Below are 20,843 nucleotides of genomic sequence, written 5' to 3' on the forward strand. Positions count from 1 at the left end.
CTATGAGGCGAGGCCGGCGATCGCCGCGCCGAGCACCGGCGCCAGCAGGAACACCCAGACCTGGCCGAGGGCGTCGGGGCCGGCGAAGACGGCGGCCGCGATCGAGCGGGCCGGGTTCACCGAGGTGTTGCTGATCGGGATGCTGATCAGGTGCACGAGGGTCAGCGTGAGCCCGATCGCGATCGGGGCGACGGACTTGTACTCGCTCTTCGAGGTGACGGAGAGGATCACGCCGACGAAGACGGCCGTCAGCACGACCTCGGCCAGGATGACCGCGCCGAGCCCGAAGCCGCCGGGGGAGTGCGCGCCGTAGCCGTTCGAGGCGAAGCCCGAGGCGCGGGCGGTGTCGAAGTAGCCGGCCGGCCCGTCGGCCGCGATCAGCGCGACGACTCCGGCACCCGCGATGCCGCCGACGATCTGGGCGACGATGTAGCCGGGGATGTGCCGCCACTCCGTCCGCCCCGCGAGGGCGAAGCCGATCGAGACCGCCGGGTTGAAGTGGCCGCCCGAGATGTGTCCGACGGCGTAGATCCCGGCGACCAGCGTGAGCCCGAAGGCGAGCGCGACGCCGAGGAAGCCGACGCCGAGCGCGTTGCCGCTGTCCGGGAAGGCGGAGGCGAAGATCGCCGTGCCGACGCCGCCCGCGACGAGCAGGAACGTGCCGAACGCCTCGGAGGCGTAGCGCGCCGCGGCGGAGTACTGCTCGGCGTGCTCCTTCCGCTGCTCACTCGTGGTGCGGCTGGCGGGCTTCGATGACGGCATGGGGGTTCCTCCGCGGGTCGTGGACGGCCCCGCGGCGCGCGAGGGCAACCGCCACTCCAGCACCCGCGGGCGCCAGGGGAGGCGCGCGCCCAGTCGGCTCCCGGCCGCGCGGCCCCGGAGGCGCCCTGCGCGGCCACCCGCCCCTCGCTCAGCGGCCAGCCCTTCCGCCTGCATGCCGGCCGAGCAGCCCCCGACATGCTGGTCGAGCAGCCCCTGAGGGCGCCCTACATGCTGGTCGAGTAGCCCCGCAGGGGCCCCTGCATGCTGGTCGAGTAGCCCCGCAGGGGCGTATCGAGACCCACCCTCCGAACCGGCGTGGATCTCGATACGTCCGCTGCGCGGACTACTCGATCAACATGCAGGGGGCCGCGCTGAGCGGGGCGTCACTCTTGCATGATGGTCGCGTAGCCCGGAGGGTCCCTTGCATGCTGGTCGAGTAGCCCCGGAGGGGCGCATCGAGACCCACCGTTTGCAACACGTCGGATCTCGATACGTCCGCTGCGCGGACTACTCGATCAGCATGCATGTGCCTGCTGCGCGGCCTGCTCGATCAGCATGCATGTGCCTGCTGCGCGGCCTACTCGATCAGCATGCAGGGGGCCTCCGCGGGTGCGCGACCGCAGTGCCGCGCGTCACGCCGCGAGGTGGAACGTGCTCGCGAAGCGCCCGAGCAGCGCGTCCCGCCCGCGGAGCACCGTGACCGCGCCGGTCGCGATCGCCCGCTCCGGCGCGAGCTCGCCCGACAGCAGCAGCCGGATGTCCGCGCCGGTCGAGAACGCGAGGTCCACGGGAGCCTCGCCACCCGGCACTTCGCCGCGCGACACGTCCAGCGCCGCCCCGTCGACGCGGATCAGCAGCCCGGCCGGTCCGACCTGCGCCGCGTACACCGTCGCCGGCAGTCCGGCCGCGACCTGCGGCCGGAACGCGGTGCGCAGATCCACCGTCATCGAGTCGGGGGTGATCACCTGCTCCTCGCGCGGATCGCCCAGCGCCTTGAACCCCCAGGCGCCGAGCGCCAGCACGATCGGCTCGAGCTCGCGGCCGTAGGGCGTCAGCTCGTAGACGATGATGCGCGAGCGCGGCGCCCGCCGGATGATCCCGGCCGCCTGCAGCTCCTTGAGCCGGCCGGCCAGCACGTTGCTCGGGATGCGCGCGAGCCCCTGCGCGAGCTCGCTGTACCGGCGCGGCCCGACCAGCAGATCCCGGACGATCAGCAGCGCCCAGCGCTCGCCGACCAGCTCGACCGCGCGGGTGAGCGCCGAGTACTGCCCGTAGTCGCGTGCGGCCATCGCCCTCAGGCCTGCTCGCCGGTGAACGCCTCCGGGCCCTGCGCCGCGGCGACCGGGTCCATCCAGCCGAACTCGAGCAGGTTGCCGTCGGGGTCGGCGACCTGGCGCTGGTACATGAAGCCGTAGTCGGAGGCGGGCCGCGACTCGGAGCCGCCCGCGGCGAGCCCGGCGGTCACGGCGGCGTCGACGGCCTCGCGGGTGTCGAGGAAGATCGCGGTCGAGACGGAGGGGTTCACGGCCGGGTCGCCGATCGGCAGATCGCTGAAGGTCTGGAAGTACTCGCGCACCAGGATCATGAAGTAGTTGTGGTCCTCCTCCACCACGACGCAGGCCGCGTTGTGGTCGGAGAACGCCGGATTGATCGAGAAGCCCAGCGCGACGTAGAACGCCTTCGCGCGCTCCAGATCGGTGACGGGCAGGTTGACGAACATCGAGGGCATGGCGGTCTCTCCTTCTCGGCGGAGCCGCGGACTGCGGCGTCTGCGCTCATGCTTGTGAAAAACAAGTGCCACGTCAAGAGGCGGTCTCGGGACGCCGCGATCACCGTGGGAGCCGCCTCCGCCTCGTGAGCCGCGACCTCCGGCTCGTGAAACGACCTTCGGCTCGCTGCTCCGCCCGGTCTCCGCGTGCCGAAGGTGCTTCCGCGTGCCCGACTTGCTGCGGAGGCACCTCCGGCTCGCGCGATCGACTCCGGCTCGCTGTTTCATCCGGTTTCTGCGTGCCGGAGGTGATTCGGCGAGCCGGAGTTGCCCGGAGTAAGTTCGCGGCTCGCAAGATCCGCTCCGGCTCGCAGTTTCGGCCGGTTTCCGCGTGCCGAAGGTGATTCGACGAGCCTGAGTGGCTGCGGAGGCACCTCCGGCTCGCCAGGTCGGCTCCGGCTCGTCGTTTCCGCGGGTTTCCCCGTGCCGAGGGTGATTTCGCGTGCCGGAGGTGCCCCGAGCCGACTCCGACTCGTCGGATCACCTCCGGCTCGTCGGATCACCTCCGGCTCGCAGCTCTGAGGGATTTCCGCGTGCCGAGGGCCTTTCCGCGTGCCGGAACCGTGCCGGGCGTGTGCCGGAAACGTCCGGAGTCGCCCGTGGTCCCGGCGGATCTCGAGCTCGCATTACTCCGGCTCGCGGAATCAGCTCCGGCACGTTGTTTCGTGGGGTTTCCACGAGCCCGGAGCTGTTCCGCGTGCCGGACGTCGCTCGGCGTCACCCCCAGCTCGCGGGAGCAGCTCCGGCTCGCGATTCCGCCTCGTTTCCACGAGCCGAGGGTGATTCCACGTGCCGGAGATCACCCGGCGGCACCTCCGGCTCGCGGAAGCACCTCCGGCTCGCGAGTCCGGCCCGGTTCCGCGTGCCGAGGCCGATTCCGCGAGCCGAACCTCCTCCAGGACCCGCCACGACCCCGAAAGAGAGCGCTCTCACAAAAGTCTTGACCTCCCCGCGGCCCGCTCCGTATGCTCGCCTCACACCTCGTGAGAGCGCTCTCACACACGGCAGCACAGCACCGTGGGAGCGCCCCCAGGGGTGCCCTGACACCCATCACGAAGGAGTGACCGTGCTCGAATCACGACGCGCCAGGATCGCCACGGCGATCGCCGGCGCCGCCACCCTGGCCCTGCTCGTCTCCGGCTGCTCGTCCGGATCCGGAGCGGCCGAGGACGGCGACATCGAACTGACCGTGACCACGTTCGGCGCCATGGGGTTCGACGACCTCTACGCCGAGTACGAGGAGGCCCACCCGGGCGTCACGATCGTCCCGAACAACATCGACACCGGCGGCAACGCCCGGACCGACGCGTTCACCAAGCTCGCCGCGGGCTCCGGCCTCGCCGACGTCGTCGCCATCGAGGAGGGCTGGCTCGGCTCGATCATGGAGGTCTCCGACCAGTTCGTCGACCTGCGCGACCACGGCATCGAGGACCGCAAGGCCGACTGGGTCGACTGGAAGTACGAGCAGGCCGTCGACCCCGACGGCCGCGTCATCGGCTACGGCACCGACATCGGCCCCGAGGGCCTCTGCTACAGCACCGCCGCCTTCGAGGCTGCGGGCCTGCCCACCGATCGCGCCGCCGTCGCGGAGCTGCTCGGCGGCGAGGACGCGACCTGGGAGGACTACCTCGCGGCCGGGAAGCAGTATCACGACGCCACCGGCAAGGCCTGGTACGACCAGTCCGGCTTCGTCTGGAACGCGATGGTCAACCAGCTCCCCGAGGGCTACTACACCGCCGACGGCGAGCTGAACATCGACGGCAACGCCGAGCTTCAGGAGCGCTGGGGCTGGATCACCGACGGCGCCGCCTCCGGACTCTCGGCCGCGCAGAAGGCCTGGGACTGGAACAAGGGCAAGTCGTTCAACGACGGCACCTTCGCGACGTTCGTCTGCCCGGGTTGGATGCTCGGCCAGGTGAAGGCGCAGGTCGAGGCCGGCGGCGGCGATCCCGAGGCCACCGGCTGGGACTTCGCCGACGTCTTCCCCGGCGGCGCGGCCAACTGGGGCGGCTCGTTCCTCTCCGTCCCGACGCAGTCGAAGCACCCCGCCGAGGCCGCCGAGCTCGCCTCGTGGCTGAGCGAGCCGGAGCAGCAGATCGCCGCGTTCGACGCGACCGGTCCGTTCCCGAGCACCGTCTCCGCCCAGGAGCAGCTCGCCTCCGCCGCCGCGCCCGACCCGGCGCTGAACGGCTCGCCGACCGGCGCGATCCTCGCCGAGCGCGCCCAGGGCGTCGTCGCCCAGTACAAGGGTCCGGACGACTCGCTGATCCAGGAGAACGTCTTCGGCCCGGTCCTGCAGAAGGTCGACCGCGGCGAGCTCGACGGCGACAAGGGCTGGGACGAGGCGCTCTCGCTCCTCGACGAGCTGGTCGACTGACCCGCTCCCCTCAGACAGGGCCCCCGTCCGGTAGCAGGCCGGGCGGGGGCCCTCCCTCCCCTTCCCATGACGCGTCCGACGACGCGTCCCACGAACGCGTTCCCCACGAGAGCGACCGACGAGAGCGACCCATGACGAGCACCCTGACCCCGCCGACCGCGTCGGCCGCGCAGCCTCCCGGCCGCCGCCCCGCGCCCCGACTGCCGCTGACCGCACGGCAGCGGATGAGCCGCTTCGACGTCAAGGCGTCGCCCTACCTCTACATCTCGCCGTTCTTCCTGCTCTTCGCGATCACGGGAGCCTTCCCGCTCGTCTACACGCTGGTGGTCTCGCTCTACGACTGGCAGCTGCTGCAGGGCCAGGGCGACTTCGTCGGCCTCGGCAACTTCGCCGCGGTGCTCGGCGACCGCTTCTTCTGGAACTCGATCGGCAACACGCTGAGCATCTTCCTGCTCTCCACGATCCCGCAGCTCGCCGTGGCCCTGGTGCTCGCGGCGGTGCTCGACCAGTCGCTGCGCGCCCGCACCTTCTGGCGGATGAGCGTGCTGCTGCCCTACGTCGTCTCGCCGGTCGCCGTGGCGCTGATCTTCTCGAGCATCTTCGGCGACCAGGAGGGCCTGGCGAACAACTTGCTCGGCCTGGTCGGCATCGCCCCGATCGACTGGACCAACGACCGCCTCGCCAGCCACATCGCGATCGCGTCGATGGTCAACTGGCGCTGGACCGGCTACAACGCGCTGATCCTGCTCGCCGCGATGCAGGCCGTGCCGCGCGACCTGCACGAGTCGGCCGCGCTCGATGGGGCGGGCTCGTTCCGCCGCTTCACTTCGATCACGATCCCGAGCATCCGGCCGACCCTGATCTTCGTGATCATCACGGCCACCATCGGCGGGCTGCAGATCTTCGCCGAGCCGCGCCTGTTCGACGTCTCGAACGCCGGCGGCATCGGCGGCTCGGACCGCCAGTTCCAGACCACCGTCCTCTATCTCTGGGAGATGGCGTTCTTCCGGCAGAACTTCGGCGAGGCGGCGGCGGTCGCCTGGCTGCTGTTCCTGCTGATCGTGCTGATCGGACTGGTGAACTTCGCGATCTCGCGGCGGATCGCGTCCGTCGAGAACCGCGTGAGAACGCGCACGCGCCGACCGGCGCAGAAGGTGAGCGACCGATGACCGCGACGATTCCCACCGCTCCCGCCGCTGCGCCTGTCGCGGCCGAGCCCGAGCGTGGTGCCCGGCGCCCGCGCTCCTCCGGGGCCGGCCGGGTCGACCGACCCGGCTTCCTCACCTACGGCCTGCTCAGCGCCTTCATCCTCGGCTCGACCTACCCGCTCTGGTGGTCGTTCGTGGTGGCCAGCGGGAGCAACGCGACCCGCGGCGAGACGCTGCCGCTGATCCCGGGCGGCAACTTCCTGGCCAACGCGGCGCAGGTGTTCACGGCGATCCCGTTCTGGACGGCGCTGCTGAACAGCGTGGTCGTCTCGGGGATCATCACGCTCTCGGTCGTCTCGTTCTCGACGCTCGCCGGCTACGCGTTCGCGAAGCTGCGCTTCCGCGGGCGGGACGGGCTGATGATCACCGTGATCGCGACGATGGCGATCCCGACCCAGCTGGGCATCATCCCGCTGTTCATCCTGATGCGGCAGCTCGGCTGGACCGGGACCCTCGGCGCCGTGATCGTGCCGACGCTGGTCACCGCGTTCGGCGTGTTCTTCATGCGGCAGTACCTGGTGGACGTGATCCCGGACGAGCTGATCGAGGCGGCGCGGGTCGACGGGGCGAACCAGTTCCGGACCTTCCTGACCGTCGCGGTGCCGGCCGCGCGGCCCGCGATGGCGATCCTCGCGCTGTTCACGTTCATGATGGCGTGGACCGACTTCCTCTGGCCGCTGATCGTGCTGAGCCCGACCAACCCGACCCTGCAGACCGCCCTGTCGCAGCTGCAGTCGGGCTACTACGTCGACTACTCGATCGTGCTGGCCGGCGCGGTGCTGTCGATCATCCCGCTGCTCGTGCTGTTCGTGCTGGCGGGCAAGCAGCTGATCGCCGGCATCATGGGCGGCGCGGTCAAGGGCTGACCCCTTGCGCATCGGACGCCCGGCTGGACCTCCGGCTCGCGAGAACAGCTCCGGCACGCGGAACCAGCTGGTTTCCGCGCGCCGGAGCTGTTTCCGCGTGCCGGAGGTGGCCGGGACGGAGGTCCGGCTCGCGGTTCCGTCTCGGGCTCGTGGATTCGGCTGGTTCCGGCGTGCCGGACCTGATTCCGCGTGCCGGAGGTGGCCGGGACGGAGGTCCGGCTCGCGGTTCCACCTCGGGGTCGCGGAATCGGCCGGTTCTCGCGTGCCGGAGCTGTTTCCGCGTGCCGGACGTGGCCGGCGCAGCCGTCCATGCTGGTCGAGTAGCCCCGGAGGGGCGTATCGAGACCCACGTTCGTCAGCAGATCGGGTCTTCGGGCCGGCCTGTGGATGATCGTGGATCTCGATATGCCCGCTGCGCGGGCTACTCGATCAACATGGACGCCGCGAGACGGCCGCCATCCATGCTGGTCGAGTAGCCCCGCAGGGGCGTATCGAGACCCACAGTCCCCAGCAGGGCGGACCTGCAGATTCGTCTCCTGACGCCACCCGGCCGCCATGGCCGGTGAGCGAGCGCCCCCGCAGGGGTGTCTCGAAGGGCACGCGCCCGCTCGGCTACTCTCGGGCCCGGGGGTCCACCGCTCGAGAGGCACGCATGAGTCACGACACCGCACCGGCCGCACCCACGCTCGAGGCCGTCGCCGCGCTCGCCGGAGTGTCCCGGGCGACGGTCAGCCGGGTCGTCAACGACTCGCCGAAGGTGAAGGCCGAGGCGCAGGCCGCGGTCCGCCTCGCGATCGAGCAGCTCGGCTACGTGCCCAACCGCGCGGCGCGCTCGCTCGCCAGCCGGCGGACCCAGGTCCTCGCCCTGCTGGTGCCCGAGTCGATCGGCAAGGTCTTCGGCGACCCGTTCCTCGCGGCCGTCGTGCAGGGCGCTGCCACCCGCCTCGCCGCCACCGACTACATGCTCAACATCGTGATCGCCTCCGAGGCGACGCCCGACAAGACCCGCCGCTACCTCCTCGGCGGCAACGTCGACGGCGCGCTCGTGGTGTCGCACCACAGCGGCGACCACTCCTACGCCCGGATCGGCGCGAGCGTGCCCCTCGTCTTCGGCGGCCGCCCGCTCAGCCTCGACGACCACGACAGCCACTTCGTCGACGTCGACAACGTCGGAGCGGCGCGGCAGGTCACCGAGCACCTGCTCGGTCTCGGGAGGCGCGCCCCGGCGATGATCGCGAGCCGCCAGGACATGCCCGGCGCGATCGACCGGCTGGCGGGCTGGCGAGCGACCGTCGAGGCGGCGGGCCTGGACGCCTCGCTCGTCGAGATCGGCGACTACTCGCCGCGCGACGGCGCCGAGGCGATGCGGCGCCTGCTCGACTCCGGCCGCCCGATCGACGCGGTGTTCGCCTCCAACGACCAGATGGCGTCCGGCGCCCTGGCGGTGCTGCGCGAGCGCGGCCTGAGCGTGCCCGGCGACGTGGCGCTCGCCGGCTTCGACGGCGACTACTCCTCGGAGGCGGCCGAGCCGCCCATCACGACCGTCCGCCAGCCGGCCGCCGGACTCGGCGACGCGATGGCCGAGGTCCTGGTGCGGCTGCTGGCCGGCGACGACGTCCCGCGGGCGACGCTGCTGCCGACGGAGCTGCTGATCCGCGGGTCGACGGTGCCGCGGGGCTGACTCCGCCGCACAACATCAGCTGAGAGCACCCGGCCTCCTCTGTGGGAGGAGGCCCACCCTTCTCAGCTGATGTTGTGCGGCCGACTCCGCCCCTCAGCCCGTGAACACCGTCGAGGAGCGGCGCTCGTACCAGTGCGCGAGGTGCTCGCCGGCGCGGAGGACGTGCTCGCGCATGATGTCGGCGGCGCGCTCGCGGTCGCCGGCGACGAAGGCCTCGACGATCTGCTCGTGCTCGCGGAAGTTCTCCTCGCGGTGGCGCGAGTTCTCGCGGAGCACCAGGCCCGAGACGTTCCGGGGGAAGGCGTCGTTGATCTCGATCAGCATCCGGCTGAGGCGGGTGTTGCCCGAGGCCTGGTAGATCAGCCCGTGGAACTGGTCGTTGGCGCTGCCGTCGCGCTCGGCGGCGGTGCCGGCGGCGACGGCGAGCGAGCGCTCGTACATCGCGGTGTTCACCTCGCGGAGCTCGGCGATCGTCGCATCGTCCAGGCGGTCGACCGCGCGGCGGGCGGCGAGCGACTCCAGCTCGGCGCGCACCTCGTAGGCCTCGCGCACCTCCCACGGCACCGGAACGCGGACGACGGCGCCGCGGTTGGGGACGACCTCGATCAGCCCGCCGGTCTGCAGCTGGCGAAGCGCCTCGCGGACCGGGGTGCGGCTGATGCCGAACTGCGTCGCGAGCTCGGCCTGGCGCAGCGGGGCGCCGATCGGGATCTCGCCGGACATGATCTTCGCCCGGATCCGGGCGGCCAGATCGTCCACGAGTGCGTTGTCGCCCTGGGTCGTCACGCGATGATCCCCTCCGATCAGCGGCCAGGTCGGCCGGGATCCAATCATGCCAGTCATTGGATCCCGACCGCCGCGGGGACGACTCCTGACGCACTCGGCATTCTGCGCGGTACACAACTGAGGCTGGATGACCGATTCGGTTCTCAAAATCCGCGATTCGCGGGTTTCAGCCTTAGTTGCGCACGCGGATCCGCTCGCAAGGCCCCGCGGGACGCCGGAGGCGCCTTCGGGGGAGCCTGTCGGCTTGACCATGGATACGACCGGCTCTATATTGGATCCAATGTTGCCCGCCGTGGCGACCGATCGAGGTCAGGAGGCCGGCGTGGACGTGCTGCTGGTCGTGATGCTCGCGGGCGCCGCCGCCTCCCTCGCGCTCGGTCTCGCCGGCTGGCGGGGAGTGGGCCGCGGCTGGCTCGTCGCCGAGGCGGCCATGCTCGCCGCGATGCTCGACGTGCACCTGCCGGCCCTGCACCTCCTGCCCGCGCCGCTCTGGTCCGCGCTGCTCGCGGGCTGCGCGCTCGTCGCCGCCCTCGTCGACCGGGTGCGCCGCGGCCGCGGCGTCCGGCGGCACGGTGCCGACGCGCTGCACGCCGTCGGGATGCTGCTCGCCGCAGTCCTCGTGCTCCTCGCCGAGGCCGCGCCGACCGCGGGCGCTCTCGCGAGCGCCGGGCACGCGCACGGCGGCGGACTCGCCCTGCCGCTCGGCGCCGCCGTCGCCGTCTACGCGGCGTGCACGCTCCGCGTCGCCCTCGCCGGCCGCCCCGGCCGCCTCGACACCGCCCGGAGGCTCGCCTCCCTCGCCGCGCTCGTCGCCATGGGCGCGATGGCCGCGGTCGGCTGAGCACCCCGCCCCGCCCCCGAACAACACCCACCCGCATCACACCGGAAGAAGGAGACGCCGCATGATCATCGACGCGTACAACACCACGCAGGACCGCCGAGGCCGCAGCGACTACCTCAGCGGGGTCCGCCCCGGCGAGCAGCCCCCGGCCTACACCCCGTTCGACCCGAAGCGCATCCTCGACCGGATGGACGCCGCCGGCGTCGACCGCGCGATGGTCTGCTCCCTCGCGCAGGGCATCGAGAACGACTTCCTGATCGACCTCGTGAAGGCGCACCCCGACCGCCTCTTCGGCTTCGGCCAGGTCATGCCGCAGTGGGAGAACGCGACCGACGAGATCCGCCGCTTCGCCGACGCCGGCCTGGTCGGACTCAAGCTGCACCCCAGCCTGCACGGCTACCACGTCGCCGACCACGGGCTGCTCGACCCGCTGTTCGCGGTCTGCGACGAGCTCGGCCTGCCCGTGCTGATCAACGCCCTCGACGACGCGTTCTGCGCGCCGTTCGCCATCGAGGAGATCGCCAAGGGCTTCCCCGGCGTGCCGACGATCATCGCCCACATGGGCGCGGTCTGGAACGTGCCCGAGGCGATCATCGTCGCCGAGCGCAACCCGCACGTCTACCTCGAGACCTCGGCGACGCTGATGTCCGACGTCAAGCGCGCCTACGCCCGGCTCGGCGCCGAGAAGATCCTGCTCGGCTCCGAGTGGCCGGGCAGCGACTTCGACCTCGAGCGGATGAAGATCGCCAAGGCGATCCCGGACGAGGCCGACCGCGCGCTGGTCGAGGGCGGCAACATGGCGCGGATCCTGGGCTGGTCGTGACCGAGGGGGCGGAGTCGGGGCCTGCGGTGCCGGAGCAGCCGGTGCCGGATCGTGCGGTGCTCGATCGGCCGGTGCTCGACGGGCCGCCCGCCGGGATGTCCGCGCCGGACCGCGAGCTGCTCGAGACCGCGTCGGCGATCCTCGATGCGCGCTACCGGACCGGCGTGCACGAGGTCGCGGCCGCCCTCCGGCTCGCGGACGGCCGGATCGTGACCGGCCTGCACGTCGAGGCGAGCGCCGGCCGGGCCTCCGTCTGCGCCGAGTCCGCCGCCCTCAGCGCCGCGGTCGTCGCCGGCTCCCCGGTCGTGTCGATCGTCGGAGTGCTGCAGCGCCCGGCCGGCTCCCGCCACCTCATCGAGCCCTGCGGCGTCTGCGCGGAGCTCCTCGGCGACCACGCCCCGGAAGCGACCGTCTGGGTCGCCGTCACCGACGCCTTCGCCCCGGTCCCCGTCGCCACCCTCCTCCCGCACCGCCGCCGCCGGGCGGCCCGCCCGGTCTAGCCCGCGGCCGCCCCCCCCCACTCTCCAAAAGTTGCGGTAGTCGAGCGCGACTACCGCAACTTCTGAGGAATGACGTCCGGCCACGCTCCTCCACACGAGGGCCACTCTCCAGAAGTTGCGGTGATGGCGTCCGACTACCGCAACTTTCGAGGAGTGGCGATCTCGGCGCTCGCCCGGGCCGCCTGCCTCCGCGCCGACTCTCCGGAAGTTGCGGTAGTGGCGCGCGACTACCGCAACTTTCGGGGAATGGCGGCCGGTCAGGCTCCTCCACACGCGGGGGAGTGCGGCGTTCTCCACAGGCCCGCCGCGCTCCGCCTCCGCCGCTCGCCGACTCTCCAGAAGTTGCGGTAGTCGAGCGCGACTACCGCAACTTTTGAGGGATCAGAAGGGGCGGACGACCCGACCCGCGACCGACTCTCCTCCACAAGCCGAGCAGCCCGAGGTTTTACCCCGGGGAAACACGGCCGACCCCCGCCCGAACGATCGCCTGGCCAGACTTGCCGGGCGGACGACGGGCCCCGGCCCTCGCGCCGCCGGGGTCGTGGGGGCACCTCACCCGACCCGCGCACCACCCGGAAGGATCCACCCGCATGCTCGCCGTCTCCGGCACTCCCGTCCTCCTCGTCGTCGACATCCAGGGCGGGGCCGCCTCGGGCCTGCCGACCCCCGGCATTCCCGTGATGAGCGGCCGGGCGGAGCGCACGCCCCGGGTGCGCGAGCTGATCGCGCACTGCCGCGCCGCCGGCGTGCCGGTCGTCTTCGTGCAGGAGGTGCACAAGCGCGACCTGATCGACATCGGCCGCGAGCTCGACGGCGCCGAGGGCCCGCACTGCCTCGAGGGCGACCCGGGCACCGAGCTGGCGTCCTGGCTGGAGCCGCGGCCGGAGGAGTTCGTGATCCGCAAGCGCCGCTACTCCGCCTTCTTCGGCACCGAGCTCGAGATCGTGCTCAAGGCCTACCGCGCCGGCATGCTGCTGCTGGTCGGCGGCCTCACCGACGTCTGCATCCACTACACGGCGGCGGACGCGCACCAGCACGACTACGCCGTCCGGGTGCTCACCGACTGCGTCGCCGGCTCGAGCGAGCGCGCGCACGCGGCCACCTTGGAGGCGATCGAGTACCTCCAGCGCGACGCGCTCGTCACCGCCGCCGACGTGCACGACTGGCTCGACCGCCGGGAGACGATCGATGCCTGAGTCGCAGAACGGCACCGCTCCCCGCCTCCTCGTCGCCCGCATACGCACCATGGACCCCGAGAACCCGCTCGCCGAGGCGCTCCTGATCGACGGCGACCGCATCACCGCCGTCGGCACCCTCGCCGACGTGCGCGCCGCCGCCCCCGCCGGCACCCCCGAGGAGCGCCTCGACGGCACCCTCCTCCCCGGCTTCATCGACGCGCACTCGCACGCCCAGCGCGCGGGCCTGAAGGCCCTGCAGCTGCTCGACGCGGGCGCCGGCGCCGACGCCTTCTCGGCCGCGATGCTCGCCGACGCGGACGCCGATCCGGACGCCCCGGACTGGCTCGGCGACACCCCGCCCACCCCCGCGGACCGCCGCGCGGCCCTCCTGCGCATCCAGCCGCTGCTGCACGAGCTGGGCTTCACCGGCGTCATCGACCCCGCCGTCACACTCGACGAGCTCGCCGCCTACCGCGCGGCCCACGAGCGCGGTGAGCTGTCGCTGCGGGTCGTCGCGATGCCCTACCCCGAGCTCGGCACCGCCAGAGTCCCGGGCGTCGACGAGGCGCTCGCCCTGCTCGACACCGTCGACGGCACCACCGGCGACGGCGACGAGCTGCTCCGCCTCGGCCCGATCAAGGTCTACTACGACGGCGAGGGGATGAAGGGCCAGGCGCTCCTCGAGCAGCCCTGGCCAGACGGAAGTCACGGCGTGCAGCGGATCGCGACCGCCGAGTTCGCGCGGCTCGCCGCGGAGTGCGTCCAGCGCGGCTGGGGCCTGGGTGTGCACGCGGTCGGCAGCCGCGCGGTCGCCGAGGTGCTCGACGCCCTCGAGGGGGCGGGCCCGCCCGAGCGGATCGCCGCCCTGCGCTGCCAGCTGATCCACGCCTACCTCGAGCCGTCCGCCGAGAGCCGCGAGCGCGCGGCCCGGCTCGGCGTCGTCGCCTCGCTGCAGCCCTCGATCGCCTGGAGCAACGCGGCCGGACTGACCGCCCGGCTCGGCGCGCGGGCCGACCCGGTCAACCCGACCCGCGACTGGCGCGACTCCGGCGCCGTGATCGCGCTCGGCTCCGACGCCCCCTACTTCCCGTTCGACCCGCGCCGAGTGGTCGCGACCGCGGTGAGCCGTCGGATGCGCCGCCTGCCCGACCCGCTCGGTCCGGAGCAGGCGCTCACGGTGCTCGAGGCCGTCGAGGGCTACACCCGGGGAGCGGCGCACGCGGCCTTCGCGGAGGACCGCCGCGGGATGCTCCGCCCCGGCTTCCTCGCCGACCTGGTGCTGCTCTCGGTCGACCCGGGGGAGTGCTCGGCGGAGGAGTTCGCAAGGGCGCAGGTGCTGCGCACGGTGGTCGGCGGGCGGACGGTGCACGAGGGGACCGCGGGGATCACCCGGCAGATGTAATCCCGACGAAACACAATGGGATCCGCATTGCCATAGATTGGATCCAAGTTGAGCGGCCACCCGAGCAACTCCGCCCCGCCCCCGATGCACCACCCGTACCCCTTGGAGGACAGCACCATGGTCAGGAAGAGCTTGCTCGCCGGCGTCGCACTGGCGGCCGTCGCGAGCCTCGCGCTCACCGCCTGCGGGACCACCAGCGCCCCGCAGAGCGCCACCGGCACCGCCGGCACCACCGACACCATCAACGCGGAGCTCTGGTACGCGCCGTCCACCTTCGACCCCGCGAAGGCCTCCGCCGACGCCGACGTGACCGTCGCGCGCCTCGGCTTCGACACCCTGCTCCGCCAGGGCGAGACCGAGGGCTACATCGGCGGCCTCGCCACCGAGTGGAACGCCGTCTCGGCGTCCGAGTACACGTTCACCCTCCGCGACGGCGCCACCTGCGCCGACGGCACCGCGATCACGCCGACCGTCGTCGCCGACTCCTTCAGCTACCTCACCGGCCTCGACGACTCGGGCGCGCTGACCTGGAAGAACCAGGCCTTCGGCTCCGGCGAGCCGACCTTCACTCCCGACGACGCGGCCGGCACGCTGACGATCTCGCTGAGCCAGCCCTACTCGCAGCTGCTCGGCGGCGTCACCCGCCCCGGCACCGGCATCATCTGCCCCGCCGGCCTCGCCGACACCGAGGGCCTCGCCGCGGGCACCGTCGACGGCGCCTGGTCCGGCCCGTACATGCTCTCGAACCTCTCGGCCGGCGTCAGCGCCGCCTACACGCTGCGCGACGACTACGACGCCTGGCCCGACTGGCAGGACGTCGAGGGCGAGCCCGCGAAGACGATCAACCTGACCGTGCAGTCCGACTCCAACACGAGCGCCAACCTGCTCGAGTCCGGCGGCGTCGACCTCGCCCGCTTCTACGACTCCAACGCGCTGCGCTTCGAGGACGACCCGGCCTACACGACCGTCACCTTCGCCAGCTCGGCCTACAACCTCGTCTTCAACGAGGCCCCCGGCTCCGGCTCGATCTTCGAGGGCAAGCAGGACCTCCGCGCCGCGGTCGCCCAGGCGATCGACACCCAGGGCTTCAACTCGGCCGGTCTCGACGGCCTCGGCGTGCCGCAGTACACCGTCAACGCGGCGAGCTACCGCTGCGCGCTGGACGACGAGTCGCTCGTGCAGAAGTACGACCCCGCCGCCGCGACGCCCGAGCTCACCGGTCAGTCGATCCGCCTGCTGATGATGTCGAACTGGGACCCGGCCGCCGACTACCTGGCCGAGTCGCTCCGCGCGGCGGGCGCCACCGTCACCGTCTCGGCGCTCGACCCGGCCGACTGGTCGAAGGCCATGCGCACCGAGCCCGCCACCTGGGACGTCGCGATCGCCGCGGAGAACGCCGGCCCCGGCCTCATCCACACCACGATCGCCCGCTACCTCGGCCCGACCTACGCCGACGGCGGCACGAACGTCTCCTCCAGCGACAACCCGGAGGGCGTCGCCTACTACGAGGCCGCGATGGCCGCCTCGGACACCGAGACGCAGTGCGAGAACCTGCTCGCCGCCCAGAAGACGATCCTCGAGCGCGTCGACATGACGCCGCTGATCACCGACACGCACCGCTACGTGGCCCGCTCCGGCTTCGCGACCTCGGTGTTCTCGGGCTACTGGGACATCTCGGCCATGCGGATCCTGTCCTGATCCGCTGATCAGCACCGCTGAGCAGCACACCCGAGCCGGACGACACGAGGAGACGACGCGATGAGCACCACGACCGCCACCACCGCTGCATCGTTGGGCCTCGGGTCGTCCGGCGCGGGCTTGACCCCGGGCGCCGTCCGCGCCGGCACCCTCGGCGGGGCCTGGCGGAGGTTCCTCGTCCGCCGGGCCCTCGGCCTGCTCGTCAACCTCGCGCTGCTCGTGCTGGTCACCTTCCTGATCGTGCAGCTCATCCCCGGCGACCCGGCGATCGCCATCGCGGGGGAGGCGGCCTCGCTCGACCAGGTCGAGCTGGTCCGCACCCAGCTCGGGCTCGACCAGCCGCTGCCCGCGCAGCTCTGGACCTACCTCCTCGGCGTCCTGCAGGGCGACTTCGGCGCCTCCTACCGCTACTCCATCCCGGCGATGGACCTCGTGATGACGGCCGTGCCGTACACGCTGACCATCACGATCTCCGCGGTGCTCCTCCTGCTCGTCCTCGGCATCGCGCTGGGCATGGCGGTCGGAGTCGCGACCCGCGGCGACCGCCGCCGCTGGCTCGACGCGGTGTTCAGCACCGTCACCGGGCTGATCTCCTCGGTGCCCACCTACGTGCTCGCGACCGGCTTCGTCGTCGTCTTCGCGGTGCTGCTGAAGGTGCTGCCGCCCGCGTACTCGCCGGCCTACGACTTCGGCACCGCCGCGATCCTGCCGATCGCCTCGCTCACCGTCGGCGGCACCTGCTCCGTCGCGAGGATCGTCCGCCGCGAGACCGCGGTGATCCTCGAGCAGGACTACATGCGCACCGCCCGCGGCTGGCGGCTGCCCGCGCTCACCCTCTACGCCAAGCACATGCTGCCCAACCTGCTGACCACGGCGCTGACGCTCTCGGGCATCATCCTCACGGCCCTGCTCGGCTCGGCGCTGATCACCGAGGCGGTGTTCGCCTGGCCCGGCCTCGGCGGCGTGATCGTCCAGGCGATCGCGATCGACAAGGACTACCCGGTGATCCGGGCGGCCGTCTTCGTGATCGGGCTCATCTCCCTCGTGATCACCCTCGTGATCGACGTCATCCTGGGTCTGATCGACCCGCGCACCCTCGGAGAGCAGCGTGGCTGAGTCCCTCCCCGCCGTCCGCGGCCTGAAGCCCGCCGGCGCGCGCACCTTCGCCTGGAACCCCGGGCTCGTGATCGGGCTCGGCCTGCTCGGCGTGATCGCGCTCACCGCGCTGATCGCCCCGATCGCGCTCGAGGGCCAGGCCACCGGCCTCGGCGGCAGCCCCAGCCTCGGCTCGACCGCCGAGCACCCGCTCGGCACCGACACCCTCGGCCGCGACATGCTCGCCCGCACCCTCGTCGCCACCCGCTCGACCGTGCTGATGGCGCTCGCCGCGACCGTGCTCTCGGCGATCGTCGGCATCGCGGTCGGCATCGGCGTCTGGCTCGCGCCGCGGCGGGTCCGCGAGCTCGGGTTGCGCGCGATCGAGCTGGCCGTCAGCTACCCGACGATGCTCGTCGCGATCATCGTCGCCGCGATCCTCGGCCAGGGCGTCGTCCAGGTGGTGGTCGCCATCGCGGTCGCCAACATCGCCGGCTTCGCGCGGCTCACGGCCAACCTCGCCTCCAAGATCGCGGCGAGCGAGTACGTCACCACCGCCCGGCTGACCGGAGTGCCGACGCACCTCGTCGCGCTGCGGCACGTGCTGCCGAACATGGCCGAGCCGACGCTGATCCTCGTCGCCGGCGCCTTCTCCGGCGCGCTCGTCGAGATCTCGGGACTCTCCTTCATCGGCCTCGGCGCGCAGACGCCCGCCTTCGACTGGGGCACGCTGCTCAACGACGGGCTGAGCCGCATCTCGGTGAACCCGGTCGTCATCCTCGGCCCGGCGCTCGCGCTCACGGTCGCCTCCTTCGCGGCGCTGCTGGTCGGCGACGGGCTGGCGGCGGCGGCGAACCCGCGCTCGAACACGACGCGGGCCCGGATGACGAGGGCCACCGGCTCCTCGACCGCCGCGCCCGCGCCCGCCCCCGCCGACGCCGTGCTCGTCGCCGACGGCATCACCGTCCGCCACGGCGCGACCGGCCGCGAGCTCGTCTCCGACCTCTCCTTCACCATCCGCCGCGGCGAGGTGCTCGGCATCGTCGGCGAGTCCGGCTCGGGCAAGTCGCTGACCGCCTCGGTGGTCGCCAAGCTGCTGGGCGAGGGCCTCGAGGCCTCCGCGCGCCGGCTCGAGCTCGGCGGCACCGACCTGCTCGGCCCCGTCCCGGACCGGGTGCTCGCGGCGAAGATCGGCCTGATCTACCAGGACCCGGGCACCGCGCTGAACCCGGCGATGGTCCTCGGCACCCAGCTCTCCGACGTGCTGCGGATCCGCCTGCGCCACTCCCGCCGCGACGCGCTCGACCTGCTGCTGCGCGGCTTCCGCTCGGTGATGCTCTCCGACCCGGAGGGACGGCTCCGGCAGTACCCGCACCAGCTCTCCGGCGGCATGAAGCAGCGCGCGATGATCGCCTCGGCGATGAGCGCGAAGCCCGACCTGCTGATCGCCGACGAGCCGACCACCGCGCTCGACGTGACGGTGCAGCGCGAGGTGCTCTCGGTGCTCAAGCGCATGAACGAGGACTCCGGCACCGCCGTGCTCTTCATCTCGCACGACCTCGGCGTCGTCCGGGCGCTCTGCGACCGCGTCCTCGTGATGAAGGACGGCCGCATCGTCGAGCGGATCGACGACATCGCCCATCTCTCGGAGGAGACCGTGACGCATCCGTACACGCGGCAGCTGCTCGCCGCGACGCCCGTCGTGACCGTGCCGACGCCGCCGGAGGTGCGCTCGTGAGCGCCGCCGCCGCCCCCGCCACCGGAGCCGCCGCGTCCTCCGCGATGGTCGACGTCCGCGGTCTCGACGTGGTCTTCGGCCACGCGAAGGTCCTGCACGGCGTCGACCTGCGGGTCGAGCGCGGCCGCACCGTCGGCGTGGTCGGCGAGTCCGGCTCCGGCAAGTCGACGCTCGCCAAGGTGCTGGTCGGCTCGGTCCGCGCGGCCGCCGGCACGGCGAGCGTGGACGGCGTCGACATCGTCGCCGCCAACCGCTCGGCGATGCACGCCTACCGCCGGCGCACGCAGATGATCCCGCAGGACCCGTACTCCTCGCTCTCGCCGCGGCGCACCATCGCGCAGACCCTCGCCGAGGCGATCGACCCGGTCCGCGCCCGCGTCGGCCGGAACGAGGAGCTGATCGTCGCCTGGCTCGAGCGCGTCGGCCTCAGCGCCGACATGCGGCACCGGTTCCCGCACGAGTTCTCCGGCGGGCAGCGCCAGCGCGTCGCGATCGCCCGCGGGCTGATCATCGATCCGACCTTCGTGATCGCCGACGAGATCACCTCGGCCCTCGACGTCTCGGTGCAGGGACAGATCCTCGATCTGCTCGCCGGGATCAAGGAGTCGCTCGGCCTGACGATGATGTTCATCTCGCACAACCTCGCCGTCGTCCAGCGCGTCAGCGACGAGGTCGTGGTGCTCTACCGCGGCGAGGTCGTCGAGGCCGGCCCGGTCGAGCGGATCTACGCCGACCCCCAGCACTGGTACACCCGCCGCCTGCTCGACGCCGACCCGGGCTCGCCCGGCTTCAGCCTGTCGGGTCCCGCGGCGGTCCCCGCGAAGGAGAGCGCATGACGGCCCGCCTGCCCGCCACCCCCGTCGCCGAGGGCGTGCTCCGCCTCGTCGGCGCGACGCTCGTCGACGGCACCGGTGCCGCTCCGCTCGAGGACTCCGAGGTGGAGATCCGCGAGGGCGTGATCGCCTACGCGGGGCCGCGGCGTGCGGATCCCGGGCTCGAGGGTCACGCGGTCGACGTCTCCGGCGCGTTCCTGCTGCCGGGCTTCGTCGACGTGCACGTGCACCTCGCGATGGTGCCGGTCGCTCCGGAGGCGGCGCGCGAGCGCTTCCCCGAGGAGGACGTCCTCGAGATCGCCGGGCTGCTCCGCCGCACGCTCGACGCCGGCGTCACCACCGCCCGCGACCTCGACGGGCTCTCGCCGGGCTACCGCGAGGCCGTCGCCCGCGGCGCGGTGGCGGGCCCGCGCCTGCACCTCGCGATCGCGATGCTCTCGCCGACCGGCGGCCACGCCGATCCGCACCACCGCAACGGCAGCCTGCCGGCCTGGGCCGTGCGCCCGGGCATGCCCGCGCCCGGCCTGGTGGACACGGACGAGGACGTCGTGCGGATGGTCCGCACGCTCGTGCGCACCGGCGCCGACGTGATCAAGGTCGCCACCTCGGGCGGGCTCGGCTCACCGAACGACGACGCCCGCGACGTCGGGATCACGCAGAAGCAGGTCGCCCTGATCGCGGAGCTGCTCACCGAGCGCGGCGGCCGGCCGATCACCGCGCACGCCCTCTCCGACGACGCCGCGCGGGCCGCCGTGCTGGGCGGCGCGACGAGCATCGAGCACGGCTACGACCTCTCCGACGAGACGATCGCGCTGATGCGCGAGCGCGGGACGACGCTCGTGCCGACCCTGAGCATCCTGGTCCGCGCGTTCGATCCGGCGACGACGACCGCCGAACGGCTCCGGCAGCGCGAGCTGCTGCGCGAGCGCGGTCTCGACTCGGTGCGCCGGGCCGTCGCGGCGGGGATCCCGCTCGCGCTCGGCACCGACGCCGGCGTGCACCCGCACGGCCGGAACCTCGCCGAGCTGGCGCAGCTGGTCGCCGTCGGGCTCACCCCGCTCGAGGCAGTGAGCGCCGGCACCCTCGGCGGCGCCCGCCTGCTGGGCCTCGACGCGCAGCTCGGCTCGGTCGAGCCGGGCAAGCTCGCCGACCTGGTGCTGACCGATGCGAACCCGCTGGCCGACATCGCCGCGCTCGGCGATCCGGCCGCGGTTCAGGCGGTGCTGCAGTCCGGCCGCGTGGTCAAGGACCTCGACGGGCGCCTGGGCTAGACCTCCGAGGTCAGCG

General features: G+C 72.6%; 18 protein-coding genes. 14 read left to right on the forward strand and 4 right to left on the reverse strand.

From position 1 onward, the window contains the following. From aqpZ to EDF17_RS15140, 3 genes are all read right to left on the reverse strand, one after another. Window positions 1-762, reverse strand: a complete 762-nt coding sequence (aqpZ, locus tag EDF17_RS15130; protein ID WP_123447433.1) for an aquaporin Z — start codon at window positions 760-762, stop codon at window positions 1-3. A 632-nt stretch (window positions 763-1,394) separates the two neighbouring features. Next, window positions 1,395-2,051, reverse strand: coding sequence for a winged helix-turn-helix transcriptional regulator (locus EDF17_RS15135; protein WP_123447434.1), 657 nt, complete (start codon window positions 2,049-2,051; stop codon window positions 1,395-1,397). Between the two features lie 5 nt (window positions 2,052-2,056). Next, window positions 2,057-2,491 (reverse strand): VOC family protein, encoded by a 435-nt coding sequence (locus EDF17_RS15140; RefSeq protein ID WP_123447435.1) that lies wholly within the window; start codon window positions 2,489-2,491, stop codon window positions 2,057-2,059. A 1,105-nt stretch (window positions 2,492-3,596) separates the two neighbouring features. On the opposite strand from EDF17_RS15140, the gene EDF17_RS15145 reads away from it, so the two are divergent. The 4 genes from EDF17_RS15145 to EDF17_RS15160 all read left to right on the forward strand — a co-directional run bounded on the left by EDF17_RS15145 (window position 3,597) and on the right by EDF17_RS15160 (window position 8,662). After that, window positions 3,597-4,907 carry an extracellular solute-binding protein gene (locus tag EDF17_RS15145; protein ID WP_123447552.1) on the forward strand — a complete coding sequence of 437 codons (1,311 nt, stop codon included), beginning with the start codon at window positions 3,597-3,599 and terminating at the stop codon, window positions 4,905-4,907. A gap of 131 nt (window positions 4,908-5,038) precedes the next feature. Beyond that, window positions 5,039-6,076, forward strand: a complete 1,038-nt coding sequence (locus tag EDF17_RS15150; RefSeq protein WP_123447436.1) for a sugar ABC transporter permease — start codon at window positions 5,039-5,041, stop codon at window positions 6,074-6,076. Then, the gene (locus tag EDF17_RS15155; RefSeq protein WP_123447437.1) at window positions 6,073-6,981 is read left to right on the forward strand and encodes a carbohydrate ABC transporter permease; all 909 of its coding nucleotides are present in this window, start codon (window positions 6,073-6,075) and stop codon (window positions 6,979-6,981) included. Before EDF17_RS15150 ends, EDF17_RS15155 begins: the two co-directional genes overlap by 4 nt. Before the next feature lie 652 nt (window positions 6,982-7,633). After that, the gene (locus EDF17_RS15160) at window positions 7,634-8,662 is read left to right on the forward strand and encodes a LacI family DNA-binding transcriptional regulator (RefSeq protein ID WP_123447438.1); all 1,029 of its coding nucleotides are present in this window, start codon (window positions 7,634-7,636) and stop codon (window positions 8,660-8,662) included. Between the two features lie 93 nt (window positions 8,663-8,755). On the opposite strand, the gene EDF17_RS15165 is transcribed toward EDF17_RS15160, so the two are convergent. Beyond that, a complete protein-coding gene (locus EDF17_RS15165) occupies window positions 8,756-9,448 on the reverse strand; it encodes a GntR family transcriptional regulator (RefSeq protein ID WP_208110622.1) in 693 nt (230 codons plus the stop codon). A 292-nt stretch (window positions 9,449-9,740) separates the two neighbouring features. On the opposite strand from EDF17_RS15165, the gene EDF17_RS15170 reads away from it, so the two are divergent. The 10 genes from EDF17_RS15170 to EDF17_RS15215 all read left to right on the forward strand — a co-directional run bounded on the left by EDF17_RS15170 (window position 9,741) and on the right by EDF17_RS15215 (window position 20,827). Further along, on the forward strand, window positions 9,741-10,289 hold the full coding sequence (locus EDF17_RS15170) for a hypothetical protein (RefSeq protein WP_133672101.1): 549 nt from the start codon (window positions 9,741-9,743) through the stop codon (window positions 10,287-10,289). Window positions 10,290-10,350: 61 nt separating this feature from the next. Continuing rightward, window positions 10,351-11,112 (forward strand): amidohydrolase family protein, encoded by a 762-nt coding sequence (locus tag EDF17_RS15175; protein WP_123447441.1) that lies wholly within the window; start codon window positions 10,351-10,353, stop codon window positions 11,110-11,112. Window positions 11,113-11,168: 56 nt separating this feature from the next. Beyond that, a complete protein-coding gene (locus EDF17_RS15180; RefSeq protein WP_208110623.1) occupies window positions 11,169-11,612 on the forward strand; it encodes a hypothetical protein in 444 nt (147 codons plus the stop codon). A 590-nt stretch (window positions 11,613-12,202) separates the two neighbouring features. Next, window positions 12,203-12,808 carry an isochorismatase family cysteine hydrolase gene (locus EDF17_RS15185; RefSeq protein WP_123447442.1) on the forward strand — a complete coding sequence of 202 codons (606 nt, stop codon included), beginning with the start codon at window positions 12,203-12,205 and terminating at the stop codon, window positions 12,806-12,808. Continuing rightward, window positions 12,801-14,192, forward strand: a complete 1,392-nt coding sequence (locus tag EDF17_RS15190) for an amidohydrolase family protein (RefSeq protein WP_123447443.1) — start codon at window positions 12,801-12,803, stop codon at window positions 14,190-14,192. The genes EDF17_RS15185 and EDF17_RS15190 overlap by 8 nt, the downstream gene beginning before the upstream one ends. Before the next feature lie 117 nt (window positions 14,193-14,309). Continuing rightward, the gene (locus EDF17_RS15195) at window positions 14,310-15,890 is read left to right on the forward strand and encodes an ABC transporter substrate-binding protein (RefSeq protein WP_166649703.1); all 1,581 of its coding nucleotides are present in this window, start codon (window positions 14,310-14,312) and stop codon (window positions 15,888-15,890) included. 60 nt (window positions 15,891-15,950) lie between these two features. Then, window positions 15,951-17,006, forward strand: a complete 1,056-nt coding sequence (locus EDF17_RS15200) for an ABC transporter permease (RefSeq protein WP_123447445.1) — start codon at window positions 15,951-15,953, stop codon at window positions 17,004-17,006. Then, a complete protein-coding gene (locus tag EDF17_RS15205; RefSeq protein ID WP_243732912.1) occupies window positions 16,999-18,723 on the forward strand; it encodes a dipeptide/oligopeptide/nickel ABC transporter permease/ATP-binding protein in 1,725 nt (574 codons plus the stop codon). The genes EDF17_RS15200 and EDF17_RS15205 overlap by 8 nt, the downstream gene beginning before the upstream one ends. Next, window positions 18,720-19,559 carry an ABC transporter ATP-binding protein gene (locus tag EDF17_RS15210; protein WP_243732913.1) on the forward strand — a complete coding sequence of 280 codons (840 nt, stop codon included), beginning with the start codon at window positions 18,720-18,722 and terminating at the stop codon, window positions 19,557-19,559. Before EDF17_RS15205 ends, EDF17_RS15210 begins: the two co-directional genes overlap by 4 nt. Beyond that, window positions 19,556-20,827, forward strand: a complete 1,272-nt coding sequence (locus EDF17_RS15215) for an amidohydrolase family protein (protein ID WP_123447446.1) — start codon at window positions 19,556-19,558, stop codon at window positions 20,825-20,827. Before EDF17_RS15210 ends, EDF17_RS15215 begins: the two co-directional genes overlap by 4 nt. Window positions 20,828-20,843 lie beyond the last annotated feature (16 nt).

The organism is Rathayibacter sp. PhB1 (assembly GCF_004362935.1).
In the GTDB taxonomy this organism is placed as follows: domain Bacteria; phylum Actinomycetota; class Actinomycetes; order Actinomycetales; family Microbacteriaceae; genus Rathayibacter; species Rathayibacter festucae.

Excerpts from the sequence above, each read along its gene's own strand:
- aqpZ (WP_123447433.1), bottom strand. The coding sequence starts at position 762 with ATGCCGTCATCGAAGCCCGCCAGCCGCACCACGAGTGAGCAGCGGAAG.
- EDF17_RS15135 (WP_123447434.1), bottom strand. The coding sequence starts at position 2,051 with ATGGCCGCACGCGACTACGGGCAGTACTCGGCGCTCACCCGCGCGGTC.
- EDF17_RS15140 (WP_123447435.1), bottom strand. The coding sequence starts at position 2,491 with ATGCCCTCGATGTTCGTCAACCTGCCCGTCACCGATCTGGAGCGCGCG.
- EDF17_RS15150 (WP_123447436.1), top strand. The coding sequence starts at position 5,039 with ATGACGAGCACCCTGACCCCGCCGACCGCGTCGGCCGCGCAGCCTCCC.
- EDF17_RS15155 (WP_123447437.1), top strand. The coding sequence starts at position 6,073 with ATGACCGCGACGATTCCCACCGCTCCCGCCGCTGCGCCTGTCGCGGCC.
- EDF17_RS15160 (WP_123447438.1), top strand. The coding sequence starts at position 7,634 with ATGAGTCACGACACCGCACCGGCCGCACCCACGCTCGAGGCCGTCGCC.
- EDF17_RS15175 (WP_123447441.1), top strand. The coding sequence starts at position 10,351 with ATGATCATCGACGCGTACAACACCACGCAGGACCGCCGAGGCCGCAGC.
- EDF17_RS15185 (WP_123447442.1), top strand. The coding sequence starts at position 12,203 with ATGCTCGCCGTCTCCGGCACTCCCGTCCTCCTCGTCGTCGACATCCAG.
- EDF17_RS15190 (WP_123447443.1), top strand. The coding sequence starts at position 12,801 with ATGCCTGAGTCGCAGAACGGCACCGCTCCCCGCCTCCTCGTCGCCCGC.
- EDF17_RS15195 (WP_166649703.1), top strand. The coding sequence starts at position 14,310 with ATGGTCAGGAAGAGCTTGCTCGCCGGCGTCGCACTGGCGGCCGTCGCG.
- EDF17_RS15200 (WP_123447445.1), top strand. The coding sequence starts at position 15,951 with ATGAGCACCACGACCGCCACCACCGCTGCATCGTTGGGCCTCGGGTCG.
- EDF17_RS15215 (WP_123447446.1), top strand. The coding sequence starts at position 19,556 with ATGACGGCCCGCCTGCCCGCCACCCCCGTCGCCGAGGGCGTGCTCCGC.